The sequence below is a fragment of the Collinsella aerofaciens genome (assembly GCF_040910325.1).
GTDB lineage: Bacteria > Actinomycetota > Coriobacteriia > Coriobacteriales > Coriobacteriaceae > Collinsella > Collinsella aerofaciens_BL.
Genome location: NZ_JBDGAV010000003.1, coordinates 105089 through 124939, shown reverse-complemented (window position 1 = coordinate 124939; position 19851 = coordinate 105089). Strand labels below are relative to the sequence as shown.

Genomic DNA, 19851 nt, shown 5'->3' with positions numbered 1-19851 from the left:
CCGCGGCTCTCAGGGGCATCTCTCATGCAAAAACTGTCGTGGGGTAAAGTCCGAGGTCAATGGCGTTTTGTACCGAGAAATTCAAAAAAGTTGAAAATTCATTACATATTTGCGTTGACTTTAGGTAACTAAAGTTTCATACTCCTTTTCAACCACTGGGGGATGTGAACACGCACGGATCGTTCACATCATGATTGAAGAGGATTTCTTAGACATGTTCACGCATCAGCTAAACATTATCAGCGTAGTAATTATCTGATGCGGGTTAGCACATACAGCTGGCCCGTACGATAACGGGCGGCTGATGAAGATGAGGGCCGTCGAGCGCAACCGACGGCCCTCATTTTTTATGTCTAGGAAATTCTTTTTAGAGGAGGAAATGTAATGAACGGAGTTTTGCTCATGGTTGTGGCCGCGGCGGTGCTCGCCTGCGGCTATCTGGGCTATGGCCGATGGCTGGCCAACAAGTGGGGCGTTGACAAAGAGGCCCTCACGCCGGCCAAGCGCATGAAGGACGGCAAGAGCTTCTCGCCCGTCTCCGCTTTCACCGCGTTCTCGCACCAGTTCAGCTCGATCTGCGGTGCTGGCCCTGTTACGGGTACGATCGTCGCCATGGCCTTTGGCTGGCTGCCCGTCGTGCTCTGGGTTCTCGTCGGCGGCATCTTCTTTGGTGCCGTCCACGACTTTGGTGCCCTGTACGCTTCGATGAAGAACAACGGCAAGTCGCTCGCTCAGCTCATCGAGAAGTACATCGGCAAGACCGGTCGTCGCCTGTTCCTGCTGTTCTGCTGGCTGTTCTGCATCATCGTCATCGCCGCCTTCACCGACATGGTCTGCAAGACGTTCATGTTCACCCCGGCCGTTGACGCTTCTGGTGCTGCTACCGGTGCCATCGACTTCACCAAGTCCTATGCCGCCGGCTGCGCTGGTACCATCTCCATCCTGTTCACCTTCGTCGCTATCGCCTTTGGTTGGGCCCAGAAGAAGTTCAACCTCACCGGCGCTGCCGAGTTCGTCACCGGCGTGGTCCTCATGGTTCTCATGTTCGCCGTCGGTATGCAGTTCCCGGTCTACCTGGATAAGTTCCAGTGGTTCGCCGTCGTCATGGTCTACCTGGTCTTCGCTGGCGCTATGCCCATCCAGATGCTCAAGACCCCGCGTGACTACCTCACTTCCATCATGATGATCGTCATGATCGTCTGCGCTGTCCTCGGCATCGTCGTCCTGGGCGTCAACGGTCAGGCCACTATCACCGCTCCGGTCTTCACCGGCTTCTCCACTGCCTCCGGCATGATGTTCCCGGTCCTGTTCGTCTCCGTCGCTTGCGGTGCTCTCTCCGGTTTCCACAGTCTCGTTTCTTCCGGCACCTCTTCTAAGCAGGTCGAGAAGGAGCAGGACGCCGTCAAGGTCGGTTACGGCGCCATGATCGTCGAGTCCTTCGTCGGCATCCTTGCCATCATCGTCGCCGGCATCATGTTCTCCGATATGAACACCGCCGGTACCGGCGCCCTCAATGCTGGTGTCGCTTCCACCCCGTTCCAGATCTTCGCCGCTGGCATCTCCCGCGGTATGCAGGCCTTCGGTGTTGACGGCACGCTCGCTACCGTCTTTATGACCATGAACGTCTCTGCTCTGGCCCTGACCTCGCTCGACGCCGTCGCCCGCATCGCCCGCACTTCGTTCTCCGAGTTCTTTGCCCAGACCAACGATGCCCTGGCCATCGAGTCCAAGGCCGGCTACATGAAGGTCCTCGGCAACCCCTGGTTCGCCACGGTCGTCACCCTGCTTCCTGGTCTCGCCCTCGCTTTTGGTGGCTATGCCAACATCTGGCCGCTCTTTGGTGCTTCCAACCAGCTGCTCGGCGGCATGACTATGATCACCCTCGCCGTGTTCTGCAAGTGCACCGGCCGCAAGGGCTGGATGCTCTACGTGCCCGTCGTCTTCCTGCTCTGCTGCACCTTCACCTCGCTGGTCCAGAGCGCCATGGGCTGCATGGCCGCTGTCCAGGCTTACGGCTTCTTCGGCACCATCCCGGCTACCGCCACCACGGCCGCCGTCTCCGTCGCCGCCACCAAGGGCCTGCAGCTTGTCTTCGCCGTCCTGCTGATGGTCCTGGGCCTCATCGTTGCCGTTAACTGCCTCAAGGAGTTCTTCGGCAAGGAGGCCGGTTCCATGCCCGACGAGGAGCCCGAGTGGTCCGAGATGGGCAAGGCCGAGTATGGCCGCGCTGCTGCTGCCGAGGCTCCTGTCGACGCCGAGGCCGCCAAGGCTTAGTCGACCTGACGAGTTGAACGTCACATCTATATGACTCGGAAAGACCGGGTCCGCGACTTCGCGGGCTCGGTCTTTTTTCATGCAAAAGCGGGTGACGCTCGAGTGTTCTCGCAGATGTTTTGCGTGGATAAGGGCGCGCGTTGTACCATATAGACGTATATGTGTGCATATGAAAGGGGCCCCGTGGCCAAGACGGTATATTCCGATAACCAACAAAATGTCGATGCTCTGGCTGAGCGCCTGAGCAGCCAGACGTCGCTTTCTGCCGAGCGTGCCAAGCTGGTTGCCTACGACCTGCTCTGCCGCAAGGCGCTCAAGATTAAGTCGAGTGCGCTGGCGCAAATTTTCCGCTCCGTCGATAAGGAATGTGACACCAAGGCGATGCGCGATGAGCTTATCGCGGCAAAGATCGTGACCAAGATCGAGGGTAGCGGCATTAACGGGCGCCCGGCGTTCTATACCATCAATGCCGAGATCCGCGATGTCCAGGAGCAGCCTGCCGAGTCCGTCGAAGATTTTGTCGTCGAGGATTCCGCTGACGTGCCTGCTGTGGAAGAAGCTGCTCCGCGTGAGCATGTCGATACCGATGAGTTGCTCGATGAGAACGTCGTGCGTGCCTTTACGGCCAAGGCAGGACGCGGCGGTTTTGGCGGGGGTGGCAAGCGCGATGCGCAGCGCCGCGCCCAGCAGGAGCGCTTCCGTCGCGCCGTTGCTCGAAAGGGTGAGACGGATGCTGAGGCTCTTGAGACCGAGGTTGCTGCCGAGTCGCAGAAGCCCGCGAGGGAGCAAAAGCCCGTGGAGGCCCAAGAGCCCAAGCGTCGTCGCGGTGCTCACTTTAAGACTGCACAGCAGGATGCCGCGCGTGAGGTTGAAGAGTCTTCTGAGGTTGCAGACGATGTTGAGGAGTCTGCCAAGAAGGCTCCGGGTTCGTGTCGTCCCGGCCGCGGTTTTGCGGGACGTGCGTATCCCGTAAAGCGTCAGGAGAAGGGCGAGTCGGTTTCGACCACCCAGGACGAGAAGACCGTTGAGCCGGCGGCTCGCGAGCAGAAGCCTGTTGAGCCGCAGCTTGAGGTTGATGCCGAGGCCAAGGGCCAGCAGCCTACTGATGAGCAGGCGGAGCAGGGCGCGTCGAGCAAGCCTCGCCGCCGTCGCCATCGTGGGGGCCGCAGTTCCCATGCCGAGACTGCAACCGAGAAGACCACGCCGCAGAACGAGGATGCGAAGGCCGAGGTTTCTTCGGGGCAGCCTAAGCGCCAGCCGGCGAAGGAGAGCAAGTCCGTTCGTCCGCAGAAGCAGGCGTCTATGCCGAAGCACGAGCGCAATTCCCAGGGCGATTCTAAGCGCAAGTCTCAGAAGAAGCCGGAGTCTGCCGCAGCAGATACTGCTGCCCAGCAGCCCAAGTCGTCCGTCCACGGCGAGGTCTTGGCGTTTGCCCTTGCCCGCGTTTTAGGCAGGCAGCTGCTCAAGGTTGTCCCTACGCCTACGGCGCTCTCTAAGATCAAGGAGCAGCAGACACAGATCGTAAAGGTCGAGGGCAAGGACGGCAAAAAGGCTCCGCAGCGCACTCAGCACAACGAGATGTCCAACCGCAAGATTGCCGAGGAAATCGCAATCATCCAGGCTTGGATCGAGCAGAATCGAGGTGCCGATACGCCGGTTGCCTCGCGCCGCCAGCGTGCCTACCAGATCTTTAACGACGAGAAGGCTTTTGACGGCAAGCACGGTGAGCGCTTGATTAGGCGTATGACCGAAAAGGGCATCAGCATGCAAGCGATCAAGGTCGCCCCCAATCGCCCCGTGCACTTTACGGGCTTCTTTACGCTGGGAGCCGACAAGCCGTTCATTATGGTCGAGAACCTGGACACCTACGACGAGATCGTCAAGCTGCTGCGTGGCCGCAAGCACGCCAAGCTCTTTGGCATCAAGGTGGGCGGCGTGATTTTTGGCGGCGGATGCAAGGCGAGCGTCTCGCATGCCTTGGACGATTATCTGGCCGAGATTGGCTATCGCTTTAACTACGTCTACTACGTAGGCGATATCGATCGCGAGGGCGCGCGCATTGTCGAGCAGACTCGCAATGCCAATGTGGTTGAGATTCGCCTGCATGCCGGCATGTACCGCGCCATGCTCGCCGAGCATAAGCGTCGCGTGAAGGCCGGCGGCGAGTGCGAGCCCGCGGCTGCCAACCAGGGCGTGCCGCAGAACCTGGCAGCGACGATCAAGGATCTGCCCATGGTCACGCGCGTGCAGTTCCGCAACGTGCTGCGCGAGGGCGGGCGCATTCCGCAGGAGATTCTGATGACCGCAGACTATCGGGATGGCGACTCGGGAAGCTTCGACCGCATGCTCAACAACTAGGGCGTTCGGCCCCGGGAGAGCGGGGACACCGGCTTAGGTTTCCTGCTCTACAGTCCTGCTCACGACGGAGGCCACATTAAGTGGCCTCCTGTTCGTGCGGAACTCGCGATAAACCTAAGCCGGTGTCCCCGCTCTCCCGGGGCCTGCGGCTACTTGGTTGTCGCATGCGGCTCGCTTTTCGGAACCGGGCTGATATTTTCTAGATGAAAGGTGCTCTTGGTCCTTATGGGCCTGGGGCGCCTGTCTTTTAAAGGTAGATTTTGGGAGGCCGGCGCTTGGAGACGTTCCTTTAGTGCCGGCACTTTAGGAACGTCCCCAAGTGCCGGCTGTGGGACGGAGGGATTCCGCGTCCGCCTTTTCGGCGGCCGCGCCCCGCTGCGTCGCTTCGCTCCTTGCGTGCTGCGCTGGAAAACGCTTCGCGTTTCCTCAGCTCCGCACCCTTGCGGGTTCGAATTCCTCCGCTTGCCCACAAGAAAGCGCTCCAGGTTCATAAGGGCCTGGAGCGCTGTGTTCTTAAGGGCTGGGACGGAGGGATTCGAACCCCCAACAGCCGGCACCAAAAACCGGAGTTCTACCGTTGAACTACGTCCCAATGTGTGGTGTTGCCCAAAAGCAACTCGTTTAGTTTACCTAATCTGCGAGGGCATCGCAAACACCATCGAGCAGGCGTACGGCGAGTGTCTGCGCGTCGCTGGCCGTGAAGGTGCCGTTGTAGCGCGTCATGCCCGTGAGCTCAATGCGAATGCGTGCCGGCTTCTGCTGTGCGGCGACACTGGCAGTGCGGATGCGCTGGGCCAGGTTGTGGCACTCGGCGAGGGCAATCGTGGCGCGCGGTGCTGCATCTGCGGGCAGCTCGTCGCTTGCGATCTCGAGCACCAGGTCAACGTCGGTTGGGACCTCGGAGTCGCAGAGCATCATGCCGCTGTTGTCGGTCGTTGCCGTGGCGATATTCCACATGCGCGACGCAACACTGCGTGCGATGGGGTCCTCGCCGATAACGGCAATCTGGAAGCGCTCGAGCACGTTGGCGGCGCGAGCAAAACCGATGCGGGACTCGGCTTCGGTGACCGAGGGCTTGCCCTCCCACACATGGTGCAGGCGGTTGATGTAGGCGTAGGTGTCCTGGAAGGCCATGCCGTCGGCAAACAGGCCGACATTTTCCTGGAACTGCTGCAGGGCGGCCTCGGTATGCGGGCCAAAGTAGCCGTCGTCTTCGCCACAGGCAAAGCCCAAAACGTTGAGAGCGCGCTGCAGGGCCTGCACATCGGCGCCATGGAAATTGGGCATGCGCAGATAGAGGGTGCGGTCGCCCAGCTTATACGAAGCGTCTACAAGGGCGCTCCAACAGGGGATATCGACGGCATGACCGGCAGCAAGGCCGCTGTCGAGCCTGAAGGTGCTGACGGCCTGCTCAGTGGTGGCTCCAAAGTACTTGTCGGTGACTTCGGCGGCATCAATCGTGTAGCTGAGCTGCAGGAGACGAGACTGCACGTCCTCGACGGCTGCTCCTTGCATGCCCGTTGTAATAGGTTCCATGAACGAACCCCTTTCGGCGTACCATTCGTACTATTTGAGCGTCTGTCGGATAGACAACGCAAAGGGATGCATAAACATGCACTCAACAGTGTAGCAAGTTGTGCCTAAATACGCTGCTGACAGGTTTTATAACCCCCGTTAGTTAAGACGCTCCACAAAGAAATCTGCCATGGAGAGGAACAGCTCGCGTGCGTGCGGATCAAGCTCAACGTTCTCGATGGCCGCTTTGGCCTTAGCGGTCAGGTCGAGCGCGTAAGTGTGGGCGTAATCGATGGAGCCGGTCTCCTGGAAGATCTCCACGGCGCGTGCGAGCTGCGCGGGATCATCGGTGCCTGAGGAAAGAATCGCCTCGACCTCGTCGTGGTGGCGCTCATCAGAGAGGGCGTGTACGGCGACAAGCGTGCGCTTGCCCTCGGTGATGTCGGTGCGGAAGTCCTTGTTGGCGGCTTCCTTAGTGCCGACAAGGTTGAGCAGGTCGTCCTGAATCTGAAAGGCAAGGCCTGTGTGCAGGCCAAAGGCGCGCAGCGCTTCGATTTGCTCATCGCTGCCGCCGCCGATAATGGCTCCGGCGGCAAGCGGCGTGGCTCCGCTGTAAAACGCGGTCTTGTGCGTCGCCATGTCCAGGTAGTCATCAACCGAGATATCAAAGCGCCCGTCACGGACCCAACCCAGGTCGAGCGCTTGACCCTCGATGGTGCGGACGATCATCTCGGTAAGCTCGTGGAGCACGCGCAGCTTCACGTCGGACTCCAGCGTGGGGTCGTCGAGAACCGTCTTGGTGACCATGGTGAGCGCCAGGTCGCCACAATTGATGGCAAGCCCCGTGCCCTCGGTAAGGTGCATGCAGGGTTTGCCTCGACGAAGCTGTCCGTTGTCGGCGATGTCGTCGTGGATCAGCGCGCCCGACTGGAAATGCTCGATGGCTGCCGCGGCGCTGCGGGCGCTCTCAAAGCTGCCGCCCACTGCGGTTGCGGCGAGCATGCAGATAAGCGGGCGGTGGCGCTTGCCGGCGTTGGCCGTAAAAGCCGAGAGCGGCGCGTACAGGTAGCGCTCGATATCGGCAGAGGTCGCCTGTCCGTCAAAGAACGTGGCCAGATAGTCGTTAATCTGGTCAAAGTGTTGGGCTAAAAAGCTGGTAAACGGACTGGACACGGGTTCTCGCATTCTTTCTGAGGTTGCATTGATGCAATATGCAGACAACATATTGCCACATCAGGGCGTTTGGCGCGGCAGTTTTGGCGATTTAGGACAACGGGCGTGCGTTTGATGGAGTGTGCCTAAATCAGCCTAAAATGCTCGAGCGCCGCAACGACACCGTCGTGATCGACGGTGTCGGTCACGTAATCGGCCTTATCCTTGAGATAGTCTGGTGCGTTGCCCATGGCGATACCGACATCGACGGCGTTCATCAGCGAGACGTCATTGCTGGCGTCGCCAATGCCGTATACGGTTCCGTGGTGGGGGTCGAGGGCGTCGAGTACAGACTGGATGCCCCCGCGCTTCGTGCATTCGCGGGGCGAGATTTCGGTTACCTCGAGTTCGAGCTCATTAAAGCACAGCAGCGGCTCAAGTGCCTTATCTTGAGCGATGTGGTTGGCGAGCGATGTAGACATCAAGATCTTGTAGACACTGTAATGTTGCAGCTGCGTGACTGCGTCGCCCAGGGTGCGCGCGTATCCGGGAGCATCGGGCGCATCGGCACTCATGCGCACGACGCCGTTGAGGCCCTCAAAGCGGATGACCTCGCCCGATTGCTCAAGGTAGGGGGCAAGACGCTGCAGCATACTGGGCGTCATCGACAGATCGCGAATTGCGTGTCCGTTGATCTCGGCGTAACCGCCCGCAAGACAGACGATGCCGGTCCAAGGCAGCTCAAGAAGTTTGGGGTGGATGCAGCTCAGGGTGCGTCCCGTGCAGATAAAGGCCATGTTGCCGTTGGCGACAAACTCGCGGATTGCCTGCGAAACCGCCTCGTTGGGATAGGGGGAGAGGTCCCGCTCGTCTTCGGGAAGGTCTTGGGCGAGCCTGGGGTCTTGCCAGGCGAGCGTTCCGTCGATATCGAAGAAGCAAATAGCGCCGCGCTTATGGGCTGCGCTGGCGGCAGGGGAGGCCGAGGTGGTGGGCACAAATTCCGGCTCGAGGCCCATGATCTGGTCAAAATGCTCTTTAACGCGGGGAACGGAGATGCCGATGACCACCTGGGCGGTCTTGCCCGTAATGATGAGGCCCTTGGCGCCCACCGCGACAAACGACGCGTTATCTGCAACGATGGAAGGGTCTGCGACCTCGACGCGCAGGCGCGTGGCGCAGTTGGTTGCGCCCACGATATTGCCAACGCCACCTAAAAGCTGAATTACCCGCTCAGCGAGGACGTGATCTTGATCGGATCGACTATCGACCTCGTCATTGGGGGATTGCTCTTTGGCAAAGTCGCTTCCCGTTAAACAATCGATTGCCGCGCGATTGGCAACATGATCCTCGCGGCCCGGTGTCTTAAGGTCATAGACCAAGATGAGTGCTCGAAAACTAACAAAAAAGATGAGGCTAAAGGCAAGGCCGATACCGAGCGCCAAAAGATAGGCACCGGCATGCGTGCGCATGAGCGGAATAAAGTTGAAGGCTGCCATCTCCATCAGGCCGCCCGAGAAGATGCCGACGATGCCAAAGAGATTCATGGTTGTGGCAAGGCAAGACGATAAGACGGCGTAGAGCAAAAAGAGCCCGGGGTGGGTGAACATAAAGAGAAACTCGAGTGGCTCGGTAACGCCGCAAACCACCGAGGCGATGATGGCGGGAGCAAGGATGACCCTGAGGCCGGCACGGCGCTCGGGTTTTGCGGTGGAGTAGAACGCAGCTGCGATGGCAGGAAGGCCAAAGAGCTTGACCCAGCCGGTGGCGGTAAAACCGGCCCACGGCGCAAGTTCATTAAGGGGGCGCGTGCTATGGGAGAGGATGGGGAGCAAACTGCTCCACGTGGCGTAGATGCCGTCGTTAATGACCAGGTTGTCGTAGTAGATCGGCATGTAGAGCAGGTGGTGCAGGCCAAAGGGCTCGAGTGCTCGTTCTAAAAAGACAAAGATGCCCACGCCAAAGGGACCGATGCCTGCAAGCGCGTGACGCAGCGTATCAGTTACATCGTATACGTAGGGCACGATGGCGGCCGAGATAGCGGCAAGGGCAAACACGGCAAAAAAGCTGATGAGGTAGACCAGCGAGGAGCCCGAGAAGGTGCCGAGCCAATCGGGAATTTTGGCATCGTAGAAGCGGTCATGGATGGCGACGACGGTTGCCGATACCGCCAGCGGGCCGATAATGCCGGTGTCGAGCGTCTTGATGCCGTCGATGACGGTGATACCGCTGGCGGAGGTCAAAGATGACGGGTACTCAAGTCCAAGGTTGTCTCCGCTCAGCTTAATGATCTCGCTCAAAAAGAAGCAGTAGGCAAAATAGGCGACGAGAGCCTCGAGGCAGCAACGAGCCGGTTGTTTTTGGGCAAGACCGATGGGCAGCGCTACGGCAAAAAGGAGCGGGAGGCGTTTAAAGACCGTCCACGAGCCGCGCTGGATGATAGCCCAGAAAACGTACCAAGGGGTTCCGTATACGGCGAGATCGCCGACGATGTCCGCAGTCGTTGCGAGAGCGGAGACGCCGACCATGAGGCCTGATATAGAAAACAGCATGGCGGGCGCGAACATTGCCCCGCCAAAGCGTTGGATTTTTTGCAGCATGTTCTGCCTTCCGAATATCGAGGCGCGTTGCGCGTGGGGAAACGTTTAAACAATGGATTCATTGTAGAGGACCAGACGATTGTCGTACCGGCAGTTTTGAGCGAAACCGATTTGGGCATGACAGAAACCGTCAACGGTTAAATCCTGTCGCTTTACCGATATTCGGTTTAAACAACTTTAAGAAATGCTATCGTGCCTAGCCGGAAATGAATAATGTAGAGGTGAAACAATGCCAAAAGCGATATACGAAGGAATCTACCGAGAAATACGCTCGCGCATCATTAATGGGACCTATGCGTTTCAGGAGATGCTGCCAACCGAAGCCGAGCTGACCGCGGAGTTCGGATGCACTCGCAATACCGTCCGTCGCGCCTTGGGTATGCTGGCCGACGGGATGTTTGTGCAGCCCATACACGGCAAGGGCGTGCGCGTTATTTGGCTTAAGGGCGAAACCGACATGTTGGGCGCACTCGAAGAGGTTGAGTCGTTTGGCGAGTTTGCAAAGCGCAACAATGCCGTTGCATCGACGGACGTTAAGTCTTTCGAACATCTGGTTTGCACAGAGCAACTCTCTCGTCACCTGGGCTTTAAGGTGGGCGAGGAGTTGATTCGCGTAGTGCGTGTCCGAAGCCTCAACGGCAACGCGCGCCAAGTGGACCATGGCTATTTTTTGGCGTCGATCGCCAAGGGCCTGACTCCCGAGATTGCGGCAGATTCTATTTACGGCTATCTGGAGCACAAGCGCGGTGTCAAAGTGATGGCGAGCCGTCGTACGGTGAGTGTCGAGCTCGCCAACGATGAGGACTGCAGCTATCTTGACCTCGGCAAATACAACTGCGTTGCCGTCATGGAGAGCCAGTCGTACACCTCGGATGGCATCTTGTTTGAGGTGACGCACACTCGCACACACCCCGAGATCTTCCACTACCGCGTCAACTCCAAGCGATAGCCGGCCAGCTCGCAGCCTGACGAGACTCATGCCCTCAAAGCGAAAGCGCCCGGTCAAACCGACGATGCATCGGCTTGACCGGGCGTTTTCTCTGCATTTGGTAACAATTAATTGTTTATACAAAACTTGTCAAGTATCAAGTTGAAATTACCGTTCACCGAAGTTTTTCTACCGCTCTAGTAATACTTGTTCAAACAAGTAGCCAAATAGCGTATCGTACAAATCAGCAAAAGGGGCAAAGTCCCCGAGCCAATCTCCGAAGGCGGCGGCAAAGGGTGCCGCCACGGTGTGAAAGGGTGGATTGTAATGAAGAACGAAATGAGCAGAAGGCAGTTCCTGGGCTTTGCTGGTTCCGCGGCTGCGGTTCTTGGTCTGGGTCTCGTGGGCTGCGGTGGCTCCGCCGGCTCCGGCTCCTCTGCTTCTGGTGACGCTGCCGAGGTCTACTTCCTCCAATTCAAGCCCGAGGTCGACAAGGAGTGGAAGGAGATCGCCAAGGCCTATAAGAAGGAGAAGGGCGTCGAGGTCAAGATCGTGACCGCCGCCTCCAACACCTACGAGGAGAAGCTCAAGTCCGAGATGTCCAAGAGCTCCGCTCCGACCCTGTTCCAGGTCAACGGCCCCACCGGTCTTAAGAACTGGAAGGATTACTGCGCCGACCTGTCCGATACCAAGCTCCGCGGTGAGCTCATTGACGACTCCCTGGCTCTGCAGTCCGACGGCAAGGATGTGTGCATCGACTGGGTTCAGGAGAGCTTCGGCATTATTTACAACAAGCAGCTGCTCGAGAAGGCTGGCTACAAGGCCGAGGACATCAACTCCTTCGACAAGCTGAAGGCTTGTGCCGACGACATCCAGGCCCGCAAGGACGAGCTTGGTGTTGAGGGTGCCTTCACTTCCGCCGGCATGGACGACTCCTCCAGCTGGCGCTACACCACCCACCTTGCCAACATGCCGCTCTACTACGAGTTTGAGAAGGAGCACAACCAGGAGGACGACGAGATCAAGGGTGAGTTCCTCGACAACTACAAGCAGATCTTCGACCTGTACATCACCGACTCCACCTGCGATCCTTCGCAGCTTGCTTCCAAGACCGGCGACGACGCCACCAACGAGTTCGCAACCGGCAAGGCCGTCTTCTACCAGAACGGCTCTTGGGCCTACTCTGACCTCGTCAAGGCCGGCATGACCGACGATCAGATTGGCATGATGCCCATCTACATCGGTGTTGACGGCGAGGAGAACCAGGGCCTGTGCTCCGGCGGCGAGAACTACTGGTGCGTCAGTTCCCAGGCTTCCGAGGATGCCCAGAAGGCCACCGAGGACTTCATGTATTGGTGCGTCACCGCTGACACCCCGACCAGCATCATCGCCGACAAGATGGGTCTGACCGCTCCGTTCAAGAGCGCCAAGGAGACCACCAACGTCTTCTCGCAGCAGGCCGTTGCCATGGCCAAGGACGGCAAGAAGACCGTCGCTTGGGACTTCGTCTACATTCCCTCCGAGGAGTGGAAGAAGAACCTCAAGCAGGCTCTGATTGCCTACGCTGCCGATAACAGCAAGTGGGACGGCGTCAAGAACGCCTTCGTCGATGGCTGGAAGACCGAGAAGGCTGCTTCCGAGTAAGCAGTTGCTGCCCAAGCTATCTGATTAGCGACAGGGGGCGGGCAGACGTAGGTTTGCCCGCCCCCTGCATATTGAAAGGACCCTTTTATGGGCAAAGCACTCAAGCGCTGGTGGCCGCTCTTTATGCTGCCCACGTGCCTGGCGTTTATGATCGGGTTCGTGATCCCTTTTATCCAGGGCTTCTATCTCTCGTTCTGCCAGTTTATTATCATTAGTAACGCGCACTTTGTCGGTATCGAGAACTACGTGCGCGCGCTGTCCGATCCGCAGTTTGCCACGTCGTTCTTCTTTACGGTGGCGTTTGCCTTCCTGTCGACGGTGCTCATCAACGTGATCGCCCTGGCCATCGCGCAGGCACTCACCCGCAAGGCGCTCAAGGGCACCAACATCTTCCGTACGATCTTCTTTATGCCTAACCTGATCGGCGGCATCGTGCTGGGCTACATTTGGCAGATTCTGATCAACTGCCTGCTCTCTAACGTGGGCGCCCAGCTCATCGCTCTTAACTCTGCTGCTGGCTTCTGGGGCCTTATCATCCTGACCCTGTGGCAGCAGGTCGGCTACATGATGATCATCTACATCGCTGGTCTGCAGTCCATTCCGTCCGACTACATCGAGGCCGCCAAGGTCGACGGCGCTACGGCATGGCAGACGTTTTGGAAGGTTAAGATCCCTAACCTGATGCCGACCATCACCATCTGCCTGTTCCTGTCCATCACCAACGGCTTTAAGCTGTTCGACCAGAACCTCGCCCTTACCGGCGGCGCCCCCGCGCACTCCACCGAGATGCTCGCCCTGAACATCTACAACACGTTCTATTCGCGTGCCGGTATCGCATGGCAGGGCATTGGTCAGGCCAAGGCGGTTATCTTCTGCATCCTGGTCGTGGCCATCTCCATGATCCAGCTTAAGGCCACGAGGTCCAAGGAGGTGCAGCAGTAATGAAACGCGATAAGGTTATCAACCGCGCGCTCTCGATTTTCTTTACGATCCTGTCGCTCGCGTGGATCTACCCCGTGTTCATGATTGCGCTTAATTCTTTTAAGAAAGCGACCGCAATCAGCACCACCACGGCATTCGATCTGCTCACGCCCGAGACGTTCAACGGCCTCGCAAACTACATGCACGCCCTTAACGAGCAGGGCTTTGCCTCGGCATTTATGTACTCGCTCATCATCACGGTCACGTCGGTCGTGCTGATCTTGGTGTGCTGCTCCATGTGCGCTTGGTACGTGGTTCGTGTCAACAACAAGATCTCGAACTTCTTCTATTACCTGTTCGTGTTCTCGATGGTCGTGCCGTTCCAGATGCTCATGTTCACGCTGTCCAATTTGGCGGACCGCATCGGCTTTAACACGCCGTTCAACATCTGCTTTATCTATCTGGGCTTTGGCGCGGGCCTGGCGGTCTTTATGTTCGCCGGTTTTGTAAAGAACATCCCGCTCGAGATCGAGGAGGCGGCCATGATTGATGGCTGCAACCCGGTCCAGGTGTTCTTTAAGATCGTCCTTCCCATCATGAAGCCCACCTATCTTTCGGTCGGCATCCTCGAGACCATGTGGGTCTGGAACGACTATCTGCTGCCCTACCTTACGCTCGACTCCACCAAGTACAAGACCATTCCTATCTTGATCCAGTACTTCCGCGGCGGCTATGGCCACGTCGAGCTCGGTCCCATGATGGCCTGCATCATGATGGTTGTTATCCCCATCGTCGTCATGTACATCCTCTGCCAGAAGTACATCATCGACGGCGTGGTGGCAGGTGCCGTCAAGGGCTGATGCCGTAACTGTTTTGCAAGTTTCTGCGGCGCCCTCAACATGGTGCCGCATATCGAAAGGTAAAGACATGGCCGAGATCGTTCTCAAACATGTTCAGAAGGTGTATCCCAACACCGAGTCCAAAAAGAAGGGCTTCTTTGGCAAAAAGAAGAAGACCGAGGAGAAGAAGCATAACCTTAAGGTTACCGAGGATGGCGTGCTCGCTGTAGAGGACTTCAACCTCACCGTTCACGACCAGGAGTTCGTCGTTCTCGTTGGTCCCTCTGGCTGCGGTAAGTCCACGACGATGCGCATGGTTGCCGGCCTGGAGGACATTACCTCGGGCGATGTGCTCATCGACGGCAAGCGCGTCAACGACGTGGCGCCCAAGGACCGCGACATCGCCATGGTGTTCCAGAGCTACGCTCTGTACCCCAACATGACGGTGTACGAGAACATGGCGTTTACGCTTGAGCTCAAGAAGGTCCCCAAAGACGAGATCGACCGCAAGGTTCGCTCCGCTGCCGAGATCTTGGGTATCACCGAGTACCTCGACCGCAAGCCTAAGGCGCTCTCGGGCGGCCAGCGCCAGCGCGTCGCCATCGGCCGCGCCATCGTGCGTGACCCCAAGGTCTTCCTGATGGACGAGCCGCTGTCCAACCTGGATGCCAAGCTTCGTAACCAGATGCGTGCCGAGCTCATCAAGCTGCGCCACGAGATCAAGGGTACGTTCATCTATGTTACTCACGACCAGACCGAGGCCATGACTCTCGGCGACCGTATCGTGGTCATGAAGGACGGCGTTGTCCAGCAGATCGCCACGCCGCAGGAGGTCTTCAACCATCCCGCGAACATCTTCGTCGCCGGCTTCATCGGCGTGCCGCAGATGAACTTCTTCGCTGCCCAGCTGGTGCGCTCGGGCGACGGCTTTACCGTCAAGACCGACGACATGAATGTCGCGCTGGCCCCCGAGACCTGCGCTCAGCTCGCCCTTAATTGGGACGGCGGCGACGTGAAGGAGATCACGGCCGGCGTACGTCCCGAGCAGATTCTGCTTGCCGAAAAGGGCGAGGAGGGTGCGCTTCAGGGCACCATCGAGGTCACCGAGCTCATGGGTTCGACCGAGCATGTCCACGTGACCGCTCCCGATGGCCAGTTCGTCCTGATCATTCCCGTTGTCGACCTTGAGGCCAAGGGTGCGCTCAAGGCGGGCGACTCCATCTGGTTCAAGTTCGAGAAGAACGCGACCCATCTCTTCGATAAGGTGTCTGGCAAGAACCTTATCTAGGCCCGGTGCATCCAGGCCCTCCCTTTGGGCGACTGCGGTATTGCCATCCTTTTGCCGCGGTCACATATAAGACTCCCCTCCCGTCCACTGGGCGAGAGGGGAGCCTTTCTTTGTGTTGGGACCGTTCGTCTGTCAGTTTGTCTCAATCTGTAACAGGAGGAGGGCCAAATTGGGTCTAGATGTTACAGATTGAGACAGCATCGAGCTGCCTATCCTTTCATCTCGATCTGTAACACGGGAGGCTGATTTCGGCAGCTACCTGTTACAGAACGAGATTGTTTGGTCGAGACAAATCACGGGCCGGCGTATCGGCACAAAAAGCGGAGCCGCGTTGCCGCGACTCCGCTTTCAAGAGGATGGGTAAAGGAAACGAAATTAGCTCAGGTGCCAAATCTCGTCGTTGTACTGGGAGATCGTGCGGTCAGACGAGAAGGTGCCGGCGTTGGCGATGTTGATCAGCGCCTTGCGCATCCAAGCGTCCTGGTCCTCGTAGTCTGCCAGCACGCGCTCCTTGGTCTGGATGTACTCCTCAATGTCGAGCAGGGCCATAAACCAGTCCTTGCCTTTGATGTCGTCGTGCAGACGCTGCAGGCGCTCGGCGTTGCCGGTCGCCATAAAGGCGGGGTTGGTGATGAAGTCCACCAGCAGCTTGATGCCGGGCTTGCGATAGAGCGCGCCGGCGTTATAGCTGCCATTGGCGTAGAGCTGCTCGACCTGCTTGGAAGAGGCACCAAAGGTGTAGATGTTCTCGTCGCCCACGAGCTCGGCAATCTCCACGTTGGCGCCGTCGAGTGTGCACAGGGTCAAAGCGCCGTTGAGCATGAACTTCATGTTAGAGGTGCCGCTCGCCTCCTTGGAGGCCAAGCTGATCTGCTCGGAGATATCGGCGGCGGGGATCACACGCTCAGCAGCGGTGACGTTGTAGTTCTCGATCATGACAACCTGCAGGTAGGGGGCCACGTCGGGGTCGTTTGCAATCCACTGCGATAGCGTCAGGATCAGATGGATGATGTCCTGCGCGATAGTGTAGGCAGGCGCCGCTTTGCCGCCAAAGATGATGGTGACGGGGTGCTTAGGTCTGTTGCCGTTCTTGATATCGAGGTACTTCCAGATGATGTAGAGCGCGAGCATCTGCTGACGCTTGTACTCGTGGATGCGCTTGACCTGGACGTCGATGATGGCGTTGGAGGGAATGGTCACGCCCTGCTCGAGCGCCATGAACTGGCGCATGATGGCCTTGGCTTCGACCTTGGTGGCGGCCAGGCGCTCAAGAACGTCCTTGTCGTCGGCGAACTTGGCGAGTTTGCTCAGATCGCCGGTGCTGCGCCAGTCGGTGCCGATCACATCGTCGAGCAGGCTGGCGAGCGCGGGGTTGGCCCCATGGATCCAGCGGCGGAAGGTGATGCCGTTGGTCTTGTTGGAGAACTTCTTGGGATAGATCTCGTAGAACGGATGAAGCTCGGTGTCCTCCAGGATCTTGGTGTGGAGGGCGGCTACGCCGTTGATGGAGAAGCCAAAGTGGATGTCCATGTGGGCCATGTGGACGGTGTCGTGCTCGTCGATGATGGCGACGCGCGGGTCATCGTGCTCGGCCTTCGCGATCTCATCGAGCTTGACGATAATGTCGGCGATGGCAGGGGAGACCTTCTGCAGGCTGGCGAGCGGCCACTTCTCGAGCGCCTCGGCAAGAATCGTGTGGTTAGTGTAGGCGACCATGGAGCGTACGATGGTCACGGCCTCGTCAAACTCGATGCCATGCTCGGTGGTGAGCAAGCGAATGAGCTCGGGGATGACCATGGTGGGGTGCGTGTCGTTAATTTGGACCACGGCATAGTCGGCCAGATCGTGCAGGTTGCTGCCGCGCTCGACGGCCTCGTCGATCAGGAGCTGGGCGGCGTTGCTCACCATGAAGTACTCCTGATAGATGCGAAGTAGGCGGCCCTGCTCGTCGGAATCGTCGGGGTAGAGGAACAAGGTGAGGTTCTTGGCGATCTCGGTCTTGTCGAAGTCGATGGAGCTGCCGGGGACCAGGCCGTCGTCGACGCTCGCCAGGTCGAACAGGCGCAGGCGGTTCTTGGTGGGCTGGCCGTAACCGGGCACATCGATGTTGACGAGCTTGGAAGTAACGGCAAAATCGCCGAACTCGACGGTGTAGGAGCGGTCATCGTCGACTAGGATGTCCTGCTCACCGAGCCACTCGTCGGGGACGGCCTTCTGCTGGTTGTCGACAAAGCGCTGACGGAACAGACCGTAGTGATAGTTGAGGCCCACGCCATCGCCGGTCAAGCCCAGCGTGGCGATGGAATCCAGGAAGCATGCGGCCAAGCGGCCCAGGCCGCCGTTGCCGAGTGACGGCTCGACCTCGAACTCCTCGATCTTGTTGAGGTCGTGGCCTGCGGCGGTGAGCTGGTCCTTAACCTCGTCGTAGATGCCGAGGTCGATCATATTGTTGATGAGCAGCTTGCCGATCAAAAATTCGGCGGAAATGTAATAGAGCTTTTTCTTGCCGTTGTTGAGCGGGCGGGCGGCGGAGCGCTCCTGCACGAGTTTGACCAGCAGCTTGTAAATACGACGGTCGTCGAGCTGCTCGAGCGAGGTGCCAAAAGACTGCTCGGCGAGTTCCATGAGGTTAATTCGGGGCATGTTTTCTCCTGTGATGGGTTGTTTCATGTCTGCAATTCATAAGAAGCCCGCGCGAGGGGATTGGGGTGGCCTCGCACGGGAAAAGCAAGCGCGTCCGCACGGTGGGGAGGGGTCGGGCGCGGTGGCTCCTATTGAGGAAGCTCGATTTCGGCTTCCGACGGGATGCGGAAGTAGGTCTCGGTCCAGTCGGTGAGTTTGTGCTCGAGCTCGCGGGTGATGGCGCCGTCGAGCATGCGCCAGGTCCAGTTGCCGCCCAGCGTGGCAGGGGTGTTGATGCGCGCCTCGTTGCCCAAGTTGAGCAGGTCCTGCATGGTGTAGATGCACGTGTCGCTTACGCTGGCGGCGATGGTGCGGTTGAGTGCATCTGCCATGGGTTCGCCGGCTTGCTGATGGGTGTACAGGGCTGCCTGCTCGCGCTGACGCGGGGTGGCCGTTCCCTCAAACCAACCGCGCGCCGTCTCGTTGTCGTGGGTGCCCACATAGGCGACGGTGTTGGCGATGTAGTTATGCGGCAGGTAGTACGAGTTGGTGCCCTCAAAGGCAAACTGCAGGATCTTCATGCCGGGGAAGCCCGAGTTGTCGCGCATGTCGATGACGCCGGGGGTGAGGAAGCCCAGGTCCTCGGCGATGATGGGCAGCGTGCCGAGCTTTTCCTCGAGCGTCTTGAAGAACTTGAGGCCGGGACCCTGCGTCCACGAACCGTAGGACGAATCGGGCGAGGAGAACGGCACCTCCCAATAGGCCTCGAAGCCGCGGAAGTGATCCAGGCGGATGACGTCGTACATGTCGAGGGCGGCGCGAATGCGGCCCTCCCACCAGGAGAAGCCATCGGACTCCATAGCGTCCCAGTCGTAGATGGGGTTGCCCCAGTACTGGCCGGTGGCCGAGAACTGGTCGGGCGGCGTGCCGGCGACGCTCACAGGATTGCCGGCGGCGTCGATCTTAAAGAGCTCAGGCGTCGCCCACATCTCGACGGAGTCACGCGAGACATAGATGGGCAGGTCGCCGATGATGAGAATGTCGCGCTCGTTGGCATAGGCCTTGAGGCGGCTCCACTGGCGATCGAAGAAGTACTGCGTCATCTGGTGGTAGAGCATACGCGCCGGATGGTCGGCGCAGACCTTGGCGGAAGCCTCGCCGCGGGTACGGAGCTCCGCGGGCCACTCCCAAAACGCCTTGAGACCGCACTCCTCTTTGACGGTCATGAACTCACAGTAGGGGATGAGCCAGTCCTCGTTGGCCTGGATAAAGTCATCGAAATCGGCCGGCTTGTCGGCAGCAAAGCGCTCAGCGGCGCGGTCGAGAATCTGACGGCGGCCGCCAAAGATGGCACCGTAGTCGACATTGCTGGGGTCGGATCCCAGATACACGCCATCGATATCGCGCTGCTCCAGATACCCTGCCTCGATAAGCTCGGCAAAGTCGATAAAGTTGGGGTTGCCTGCGCGGGCCGAGAACGACTGATAGGGCGAATCGCCATAGCTGGTCGTCGTAAGGGGCAGAATCTGCCAGTAATGTTGTTTGCACGAGGCGAGAAAATCGACGAAGTCGTAGGCATTCCAGCCAAAGCCGCCGATTCCGTATGGTCCGGGCAGAGATGAGACGGGCATGAGGACGCCGCTTGCACGCTCCATGAATGCGCTCACCAACCTTCTTGTTGTGGGGTCGGCCTGCCGATGGGTGTGCAGTCCG

General features: G+C 58.8%; 12 protein-coding genes and 1 tRNA gene. 7 read left to right on the top strand and 6 right to left on the bottom strand.

The genetic code is table 11. The annotated features are described in order from the left end of the window. Nucleotides 1-384 precede the first annotated feature (384 nt). Nucleotides 385-2274: a carbon starvation CstA family protein gene (locus tag AB5Z25_RS02450; RefSeq protein ID WP_368134707.1), complete on the top strand. Its 1890-nt coding sequence runs from the start codon at nt 385-387 to the stop codon at nt 2272-2274. A gap of 183 nt (nt 2275-2457) precedes the next feature. Beyond that, nucleotides 2458-4632, top strand: coding sequence for a hypothetical protein (locus AB5Z25_RS02445; RefSeq protein ID WP_368134706.1), 2175 nt, complete (start codon nt 2458-2460; stop codon nt 4630-4632). A gap of 520 nt (nt 4633-5152) precedes the next feature. Here the strand turns inward: AB5Z25_RS02445 and AB5Z25_RS02440 are convergent. The 4 genes from AB5Z25_RS02440 to AB5Z25_RS02425 form a co-directional block, all read right to left on the bottom strand. After that, a tRNA-Gln gene (locus AB5Z25_RS02440) sits at nt 5153-5224 on the bottom strand. 38 nt (nt 5225-5262) lie between these two features. Next, a complete protein-coding gene (locus AB5Z25_RS02435; protein WP_368134705.1) occupies nt 5263-6168 on the bottom strand; it encodes a peptidoglycan-binding domain-containing protein in 906 nt (301 codons plus the stop codon). A gap of 138 nt (nt 6169-6306) precedes the next feature. Beyond that, nucleotides 6307-7320, bottom strand: a complete 1014-nt coding sequence (locus AB5Z25_RS02430; RefSeq protein WP_260699342.1) for a polyprenyl synthetase family protein — start codon at nt 7318-7320, stop codon at nt 6307-6309. A gap of 125 nt (nt 7321-7445) precedes the next feature. Continuing rightward, on the bottom strand, nt 7446-9896 hold the full coding sequence (locus AB5Z25_RS02425; RefSeq protein ID WP_368131134.1) for a PTS transporter subunit EIIC: 2451 nt from the start codon (nt 9894-9896) through the stop codon (nt 7446-7448). Between the two features lie 229 nt (nt 9897-10125). On the opposite strand from AB5Z25_RS02425, the gene AB5Z25_RS02420 reads away from it, so the two are divergent. The 5 genes from AB5Z25_RS02420 to AB5Z25_RS02400 all read left to right on the top strand — a co-directional run bounded on the left by AB5Z25_RS02420 (nt 10126) and on the right by AB5Z25_RS02400 (nt 15516). Beyond that, nucleotides 10126-10845 carry a GntR family transcriptional regulator gene (locus AB5Z25_RS02420; protein ID WP_035137765.1) on the top strand — a complete coding sequence of 240 codons (720 nt, stop codon included), beginning with the start codon at nt 10126-10128 and terminating at the stop codon, nt 10843-10845. 306 nt (nt 10846-11151) lie between these two features. Then, complete coding sequence (locus tag AB5Z25_RS02415) at nt 11152-12468, top strand: ABC transporter substrate-binding protein (protein WP_006235863.1); 1317 nt, start codon at nt 11152-11154, stop codon at nt 12466-12468. 87 nt (nt 12469-12555) lie between these two features. Further along, on the top strand, nt 12556-13410 hold the full coding sequence (locus AB5Z25_RS02410) for a carbohydrate ABC transporter permease (protein WP_195240871.1): 855 nt from the start codon (nt 12556-12558) through the stop codon (nt 13408-13410). Beyond that, nucleotides 13410-14249 (top strand): carbohydrate ABC transporter permease, encoded by an 840-nt coding sequence (locus tag AB5Z25_RS02405; protein ID WP_368134704.1) that lies wholly within the window; start codon nt 13410-13412, stop codon nt 14247-14249. Before AB5Z25_RS02410 ends, AB5Z25_RS02405 begins: the two co-directional genes overlap by 1 nt. 67 nt (nt 14250-14316) lie before the next feature. Then, a complete protein-coding gene (locus AB5Z25_RS02400; RefSeq protein ID WP_368134703.1) occupies nt 14317-15516 on the top strand; it encodes an ABC transporter ATP-binding protein in 1200 nt (399 codons plus the stop codon). A 375-nt stretch (nt 15517-15891) separates the two neighbouring features. On the opposite strand, the gene glgP is transcribed toward AB5Z25_RS02400, so the two are convergent. Then, complete coding sequence (gene glgP, locus AB5Z25_RS02395; RefSeq protein WP_368134702.1) at nt 15892-18159, bottom strand: glycogen/starch/alpha-glucan family phosphorylase; 2268 nt, start codon at nt 18157-18159, stop codon at nt 15892-15894. 128 nt (nt 18160-18287) lie between these two features. Continuing rightward, nucleotides 18288-19793, bottom strand: a complete 1506-nt coding sequence (gene malQ / locus AB5Z25_RS02390) for a 4-alpha-glucanotransferase (protein WP_270253519.1) — start codon at nt 19791-19793, stop codon at nt 18288-18290. Nucleotides 19794-19851 lie beyond the last annotated feature (58 nt).